At 71.3% G+C, this 4,590-nt stretch carries 4 protein-coding genes; 2 read left to right on the top strand and 2 right to left on the bottom strand.

Annotated features, from left to right (window positions below):
* Both LQV45_RS18425 and LQV45_RS18420 read right to left on the bottom strand, forming a co-directional pair.
* On the bottom strand, window positions 1-547 hold a 547-nt coding region (locus LQV45_RS18425), incomplete at its 3' end, for an ABC transporter permease (protein ID WP_230008266.1).
* A gap of 58 nt (window positions 548-605) precedes the next feature.
* Window positions 606-2,165, bottom strand: coding sequence for an ABC transporter substrate-binding protein (locus LQV45_RS18420; protein WP_230008265.1), 1,560 nt, complete (start codon window positions 2,163-2,165; stop codon window positions 606-608).
* 130 nt (window positions 2,166-2,295) lie between these two features.
* Between LQV45_RS18420 and LQV45_RS18415 the strand changes: the two genes are divergently transcribed.
* Both LQV45_RS18415 and LQV45_RS18410 read left to right on the top strand, forming a co-directional pair.
* A complete protein-coding gene (locus LQV45_RS18415) occupies window positions 2,296-2,913 on the top strand; it encodes a DUF1028 domain-containing protein (RefSeq protein WP_230008264.1) in 618 nt (205 codons plus the stop codon).
* 218 nt (window positions 2,914-3,131) lie between these two features.
* Window positions 3,132-4,590: DUF3375 domain-containing protein (locus tag LQV45_RS18410; RefSeq protein WP_230008263.1), on the top strand; the 1,459-nt coding region annotated here is incomplete at its 3' end.

Raw genomic sequence — 4,590 nt, 5'->3', positions numbered from 1 at the left:
CGCCGGGGTCGTCGGTGAGCGCGACGTAGCCGCTCGCGGGGAGCAGGCCCAGAGTGACCGAGAAGAGGGAGATGAGCAGCATCCCGAGCCAGAAGTCCGGGATCGAGACGCCGAACTGGCTCGTGAGACGGACGATCACGTCGCTGACCCGCCCCTCGCGCAGCGCCGAGTACACGCCCGCCGGGACCGAGATGAGCAGCGCGATCACGAGGCCCACGACCGCGAGCGAGATCGTCGCCGGCAATCGCTGCAGCAGCGTCGTGGTGACCGGCTGCCCGTTGCGGAAGCTCACTCCGAGATCGCCCGTGACCGCGTGGGCGATGTAGGCGACGAACTGCTCGGGCAGGGAACGGTCCAGGCCCGATGCCGAACGCAGCGCGTCGTACGCCTCGGGCGTGTACCGGGTGCCGAGCGCGAGGCGCACCGGGTCGCCCGGCACGAAGTGCACCAGGGCGAACACGACGACCAGCACGCCCAGCAGCACGACCGCCGACGACAGCAGTCGAGTGCCGAGGAAGCGCAGCATCTGCGCGGGGGCGACCCTCATGGGTTCTCCTCCGTCGAAGCGGCGGGGGCACCGGCGCACCGGGCCCCCGCGGCGGGGATCAGTCGTTCAGCGAGACGCCGGCGAAGCGGATCGCCCGGTCGGCGCGCGTGTCGTACCCCGACACCTTCGGCGACCACAACTGCGTCACCGAGGGGTTGTAGAGGTAGATGTAGCTGGCCTTGTCGGCGATGATGGTCGCCGCCTGACCGTAGAGATCCTTTCGGGTCGTGGGGTCGGTCTCGACCCGGCCGGCGTCGAGCAGGCGGTCGACGTCGGGGTCGGAGAACTTCTGCGCGTTGCTGGCCCCGTCGGTGTGGTGCTGCGAGTAGTAGAAGTCGTCCGGGTCGATGTTGCCGAGCCAGCCCATCATGAGCATGTCGAAGTTGCCGGAGTTCTGCTCGTCGAGCCAGGTCGAGAAGTCGGGCTGGCGGATGGAGACCTGGATGCCGAGCGGCTCGAGGTTCGCGGCGATGATCTGCGCGGCGGTGACCGTCTCGGGGTAGTCGCTCGTGGCGAGCAGGTCCAGCGTGCCGCCGGTGTAGCCGGCCGCGGCCAGGAGCTGGCGGGCTTGGTCGAGGTCGGTGGAGTACCGGTCGTACTCGGTGTACCAGATGCTCTGCTGCGGGATCGCGAGCTGGTTCGGTTCGGCGGTGCCGTAGCTGACGGCCTGGATGATGGCATCCCGGTCGATGGCGTACGCGATCGCTTGGCGGACGCGCACGTCGTTCCACGGCGCCTTGGCCTCGTTCAGGGTGAGGTACCAGTAGTCGCTCGAGGGGGTCTGACCGAGGGTCACGGCACTGTCGCCCTTCAGCTGCTCCACCTGCTGCGGCGGGACGACATCGGTCCAGTCGATGTCGCCGGCCTTGAGGGAGGCGAGGGCAGTGGCGGGCTCCGAGATGAAGCGATACTCCACGCCACCGAGCTTCGGGGCGCCGCCCCAGTAGTCGGGGTTGGCCGTGAGCGTGATGTGGTCGCCCGCGACGTAGTCGCTGACCGAGAAGGGACCGGTGCCAACCGGCGCGGTGGTGATGTCGCCGGACTCGACGTTGCTCTTCTCGACGATCGCCATCCCCTTGAAGCCGCCCAGGTTGGACAGCAGGTTGGGGGTGGGCTGCGACACCGTGATGACGACGGTCGTGTCGTCGGGAGCGGTGACGTCGGTGACGGTGGAGAACTTCCACGCGTTCGCGAGCTTCTCGTCGATGATGCGGCGGTAGGAGTAGACGACGTCCTCACTGGTGAAGGCCGAGCCGTCCTGGAAGGTCACGCCGTCCCGCAAAGTGAAGGTCCAGGTGAGCTGGTCGTCGCTCGTGGTCCAGCTCTCGGCGAGGGCGGGCTGCATCTCGAGGTTGGCGTCGGGCTGAACGAGGGTGTCGTAGACGTTCTCCAGCACCTCGAACGCGAAGTACGACGTCGTCTTCTGCGGATCGAGCTGGTCGGGCTCGCCCCCGATGGCGGCGACGAGGGTTTGACCGGAACCGGTGCCGGAGTCGCCGAGGTCGACGCCCTGGCCTGCGGAGCAACCGGCGAGGACGAGCGCCGCAGCGAGCGCGCCGGCGATGCCGAGGGTGATGCGCGATGTCATGTGGATGCCAATCGGGTGAGGGGTCATCATTTAGATGATGTTTCGATCAGTATGTGCAAGCATGGGGACCGGCACAAGCCCGGGACCGGTGGTGAAACACGATCGTCACAATCCCGCGCGGGGCGACTCGCCGCCCCTCGTCGACCCCTCAGGAGCATCCATGACCTTCACCGTGCTGGCCCGCGACACCCGACGCGGACTGATCGGTGCCGCCACCGCGAGCCGTTCGCTCGCCGTCGGCGCCGCGGTGATCGCCGTCGAGCCGGCGGTCGGGGTCGCGGCGAGTCAGGCCTGGACGAACCGCGGGCTTCGCGCTCTCCTCCTCGGGGAACTGGGCGCCGGTGCGTCACCGGACGATGCCGTGGCGCAGGTCCCCCGCTGGGATGAAGACCATCGGTTGCGCCAGGTCGCCGCGCTCGCGTGGGAGGGTCCGGGCGCCGCGCGCTCGGGCGAGGACGTCACGGCATGGGCGGGCCACCGCCTCGCGCCCGACGCCGTGTTCGCGGGCAACCTGTTGACCGGCGCCCCGGTCCTCGAGGCGATGGCCGAGGTGTGGGCAACCACCGGCGACGACCTCGCCGATCGGCTGATCGCGGTACTCGCCGCGGCCGAACGTGCGGGCGGCGACGCGCGGGGACGCCAGAGCGCCGCGATCCTCGTCGCCTCGCGCGCGGACGTCATCCTCGACCTGCGCGTCGACGACCACGTCGACCCCGTGTCCGAGCTCGGTCGACTACGTCGGCTGGCTGCCGTGCCGGCCGAACGCCCCGCGACCTGACCGCGCACGCGGCGGCCCCGCGGTGAGCCGAACTCCGGAGTTTTCGGCCGGCCTGCTCGGATGCGCCCGCCGAATCGGCGCGTACGCCGGATTTCTCCGGATTTCGGCACGGAGACGCGATGTCCCCGCAGGTCGGATGCGCCCGGCGGATGGGCACCGGCCCGCGGCGACCACCGCGGGATCGGTGCCCGCCCCGCCCCGCCGGTAGACTTCAGCCAGTGACCACCACCCGCGCCGAAGCCGCCTACCTGCGCTCGGTCACGGCGTTCAAGAACCCGATGCTCGACCTGCTGCACGGCAGGTTCGCGCCGTTCGTGGTGGCCGTGCTCTCGACGGTGTTCTCGCCCGACCGTCCCGCGGTGGCCGTGGCCGACGCCCACGTCGAGGTCGCCGAGGCGATCGACGAACTGCGCGCCGCCGGGTACGACACCGACGACGACCGCCGCATCCCCGCCGGTTCGGCCCGCGACATCTGCCGCGGCTGGGTGCGCGTGGGCTGGCTGAGTCTGCAGATCGAGGACGACGTCGAGGTGTACCGCCTCTCGGCGCACGCCGTCGGTGCGCTCGAGATCGCCGGCCGAGCGGGCGGCGGACGCGCGCGCGTCTCCCGCTCCCGGGTGCGCACGCTGCTGGACGCCGTCGAGCGTCTCGCCCGCGACGCCGAGACCGACCCGGAGCGTCGCCGCGAAGTCCTCCTCGCCGAGCGCGCGGCCCTGGATGCCGAGATCGCGGCGCTCGACGGCGGGGTCGTCGAGCCGCCCGACGACGAGCACTTGCTCGAAGAGGCCGAGAACGTCATCCACCTCGCGCGCGAGCTCCCCGCGGACTTCTCCCGCGTGGCGGAGTCGATCGCGGCGATGCAGCGCGATGTCGTCGCCGAGCTCCGCCGCGACGCCCGCCCCACCGGCGACGTGCTGCGCGAGTACCTCGAGCGCGGTCGCCACGTCATGCAGGCCACGCCCGAAGGCCGGGCGTTCCAGGGAGCGCTGCGCCTGATCGGCGACCCCGAGCACATCGACGACCTCACCGACCAGCTGCACGCGGTGCTCACGCAGCCCTTCGCGCGCCTGATGACCCCCGAGCAGCGCGGCGAGCTCGACGCGATCGCGCGTCGGGTCGAGGCCGGCGTGCACGAGGTCCTCACCGCCCAGCGCCGCGCCTCGCACGTGATCACCGTGCAGGTGAAGACCCACGACCCGATCCGCGACCGCCAGGTCGACGATCTGCTCCGCGCCGTGATGGCGGGGCTGCACCGGTGGAGCCAGACGAAGGCTCCGGGCCGCGTCGAGCCGGTGCGCACGCTTCCGCTCGCCGACATCGGCCACTTGCGGCGCTCGCTCAGCGACGTCCGCCCGCCCGGCGCCCCCGATCCGCTCTCGGTCGACGAGACCGACGTCGAGTTCGTGGATGCCGACACGCGCGCCTGGGGCGGCCCCCACTACGCCGAGCTCGAGCGCTACGTCGACGGCCTCGGCGCGCGCTTCGATCTCGCCGAGGCCTTCACCGGCGCCGACGCGTACACCCGCCGTCCGGTCGACCTCGTCGGCCTGCTCGAGATCGCCCACCGCGGCGGCATCACCGAGGGCGACGAGGTCTCGGTGGTCGAGGCCGTGCGCCCCGACGGCACCACCCGCCGCTTCGCTTTCACGGCGGTCACCGCCGTCCGCCCCACAGAAA

Source organism: Microbacterium sp. Bi128, from assembly GCF_918698205.1.
Note: the sequence above shows the minus strand (reverse complement) of the source record. Positions and strands in the feature narration are given on the sequence as shown.